This window comes from Cetobacterium sp. (assembly GCF_977044495.1).
Genome location: NZ_CDRRQU010000098.1, coordinates 1 through 2,856, shown reverse-complemented (window position 1 = coordinate 2,856; position 2,856 = coordinate 1). Strand labels below are relative to the sequence as shown.

Here is a 2,856-nt window from a genome sequence, read left to right as displayed (position 1 = left end):
GAAATTTAATGATACCTATGATAAACACAAGGCTTATATTGATTTAGCCAGATATTCTATTACCGATAAATTAATAGAAAAAATTATCAAATATTATCATGAAGACATAGATAAAGCTGTTGATGTAGTAAAGAATCATCCATATGATTTGACAATCATAAGAGGGATAGGTTGGAAAACAGCCGATGATATAGCATTGCAGAATGGAGCTGATCCTTATGGAATAGATCGAATTAAAACCTGCATTAAAATGTTTCTAAGGAATCAAGGAGAGAATGGAAAATCATTTAGTTACTCAGAAGAAGTTATGCAGGAATTGATAGATAAAATCGGAGAAGATGTGCCTGATTTAAATATTGCAGAAGCAATGCATGATCTGAAAGATTCTGAAACAATCGTATGGAATAAAGATAAAACTAAAATCGGATTAAAATGGTACTATGACCTAGAATATTCAATAGCTGAACATTTAGTAAGATTAAAAAATGCTCCCAATAAATTTGAGTATAGTAACTGGTTAGAGATAATTAAAAAGAAAGAAAAAGCTCAAGGATGGGACTATACAGAACAACAGCTTGAGGGTATTAAAATGGTTCTCGATAATCAGTTATGCTGTATCTCCGGTTACGGTGGAACAGGTAAAACAAGTATTATTGATGGTATTCTTACTATCCTGCAAGATTATAAAAGTGTAACAGTAGCCTTAGCCGGAAGAGCTGCGGCAAGAATTAGTGAGGCTTCCGGTAAAGAAAGTCAAACAATTCATAAATTGCTCAAACTTAAATATGGAGATCCAAGGACTCCATTTGATTATGAGTGTGATCCTTTAGATTATGACATTATTGTAGTGGATGAGATGTCTATGATTGACGGTTATCTTTTTAAACAGTTATTGAAAGCATGCGCAACAGGAACAAAAGTAATCTTTATTGGAGATGTAGGACAGCTAGAATCTATAGGCTCCTGCGCAATAGCTGCTGATATGCTTGAATCTAAATATATATCTTCAATTTTCCTTGATAAAATTCATAGACAAGCTCAGAAATCAGCCATTATTACTGAAAGTATTCGAGTAAGACAAGGAAAACAATTAACTTCTGATGGATGGACTGGAGAAGAAACAAGAGGTGAACTTCAGGACATGATTCTCAACTGCTATACTGATAAATCCAATACATATCACAATATAGTGAAGTATTTTAAAGAAGAAATCAAACATGCTAAATCTATTCTGGATGTGCAAATCATTGTTCCTTGTAAGCAAGGAGTATCTTCAGTAGCTTCTTTAAATCATATAGCTCAACAGATATACAACCCCAAATCAAAAAAACAATACAAAATTATGAAAAGTGGAGTAGTTCAATGGGTATTAAAAGTAGGAGATAAAGTTATAAATAAGCAGAATAAGTACCAGATAATTAATTCTGATGGCTCAGTTGTAGATATCTTTAATGGGAACTTAGGCATCATAAAAGATATAAAAGATGATTATATTCTGATAGATTTCCAAGGAATTGGATATGTAGAAGTGCCAAAATCACATGCTCCTTATATAGAACTTGGATATGCAATAACTTGTCATTCAGCCCAAGGAAGTCAGTTTGATACAGTTATTGGCGGAATAGATTTTTCAATGTTCATTATGCTCAACAAAGAACTTCTATACACCATGATTACTAGAGCCAGCAAAAAATTTATATTATGTGCTCAGACTAAGGCTCTGCAATATGCAATTACTAAAGAACAGATTATCCATAGACAGACTTATCTTATGGATGATTTAGATGAGTTATGTAACAAGAAATTTGATTTTTAGGAGGTATAAGCATGGAAGAATATAGAGAACCATCATATAGGAATATGACAGTTACACAGGTGATTGATAAATTATCAGATATTGCTGATAGCGCTCGATATTGTGAAATAGAGGGTATTTTAAGCAGAGCAATTGTTATGCTTAAAGACTATAGATCAATAGATGAATTTATCAATGAACCGATGGGAGACATCTTATGAAAAGGGATTCAAGGAAAGTTGAAATACAAAAGTATTTGAAATCTATACGAGTAAAGAAAATAAAACCCATATTCTGGAGAGAGTGTAAAAAGTGTGGGTTAGAATTTCGCAGAGAAAACATATATGAATGTATATACACCAGCCTTCCATTTGAACATACAAGTTATTCTTATGGATGTACTAATTGCTTTCATAGTGAAGAATATTTTGTTAAGTGGTTACAAGATAATGATTTTTTATATACGGAAGAAAAATTACAAAAGTGGTTTAAAAAGTTGAAGGAGATGGGTTATGGGTTTTAGTCATGATATTACTTTTTGTACTGGAAATCCGGTGGAATGTGATAAGAAAGAAACTTGTTATAGATATAAAGAAATAGATAGATTTAAACCGGGTGAAGCTTTCTCTATGGCAACGTTGTATAAAGCAGCTTGCTGTCCTGAAAATGAGTACCAGTTATATATAGAAGATAAGGAGGACACAAATGAAAATCAATCGAATTAAGGATTTTGATGCATTTTTTAAAGTAGTAGATCAGTGTAAGGGTAGAGTAGATATCATTTCTCCAGAAGGTGACAATATTGTGCTTAATAGTCAGCTATGCAGATTTGTTTTGACTGCTTTAGTGCAGTCAGGCGACATGTTATTAGATACCTTAGAACTTCGTTGTGAGAATCCGGATGATGTAGCTTTATTCCTTAAATATATGATGGAGGAGTAGGATGAAAGAACTAAAAATTTATCTAGCAGGAGCTTGTAAAGGACTTCCTGACCTTGGCGTTACTTGGAGAAGTGCCGCACTAAAAGAGTTTATCCTAGCAGAAAAGTATTTAGATGATA

General features: G+C 32.8%; 5 protein-coding genes. All 5 read left to right on the top strand.

Annotated features, from left to right (window positions below; genetic code table 11):
* Positions 1-1,816, top strand: a 1,816-nt coding sequence (locus tag ACWI69_RS12150) for an AAA family ATPase (RefSeq protein WP_448822096.1), incomplete at its 5' end; no start/stop codon positions are given.
* 11 nt (positions 1,817-1,827) lie between these two features.
* Positions 1,828-2,016 carry a hypothetical protein gene (locus ACWI69_RS12145; protein WP_448822095.1) on the top strand — a complete coding sequence of 63 codons (189 nt, stop codon included), beginning with the start codon at positions 1,828-1,830 and terminating at the stop codon, positions 2,014-2,016.
* Positions 2,013-2,318, top strand: a complete 306-nt coding sequence (locus ACWI69_RS12140; protein WP_448822094.1) for a hypothetical protein — start codon at positions 2,013-2,015, stop codon at positions 2,316-2,318. Before ACWI69_RS12145 ends, ACWI69_RS12140 begins: the two co-directional genes overlap by 4 nt.
* Complete coding sequence (locus tag ACWI69_RS12135) at positions 2,308-2,520, top strand: hypothetical protein (RefSeq protein ID WP_448822093.1); 213 nt, start codon at positions 2,308-2,310, stop codon at positions 2,518-2,520. The genes ACWI69_RS12140 and ACWI69_RS12135 overlap by 11 nt, the downstream gene beginning before the upstream one ends.
* Positions 2,501-2,737 (top strand): hypothetical protein, encoded by a 237-nt coding sequence (locus ACWI69_RS12130; RefSeq protein WP_448822092.1) that lies wholly within the window; start codon positions 2,501-2,503, stop codon positions 2,735-2,737. The genes ACWI69_RS12135 and ACWI69_RS12130 overlap by 20 nt, the downstream gene beginning before the upstream one ends.
* The last annotated feature ends 119 nt before the right edge of the window (positions 2,738-2,856 follow it).

Excerpts from the sequence above, each read along its gene's own strand:
- ACWI69_RS12145 (WP_448822095.1), top strand. The coding sequence starts at position 1,828 with ATGGAAGAATATAGAGAACCATCATATAGGAATATGACAGTTACACAG.
- ACWI69_RS12140 (WP_448822094.1), top strand. The coding sequence starts at position 2,013 with ATGAAAAGGGATTCAAGGAAAGTTGAAATACAAAAGTATTTGAAATCT.
- ACWI69_RS12135 (WP_448822093.1), top strand. The coding sequence starts at position 2,308 with ATGGGTTTTAGTCATGATATTACTTTTTGTACTGGAAATCCGGTGGAA.
- ACWI69_RS12130 (WP_448822092.1), top strand. The coding sequence starts at position 2,501 with ATGAAAATCAATCGAATTAAGGATTTTGATGCATTTTTTAAAGTAGTA.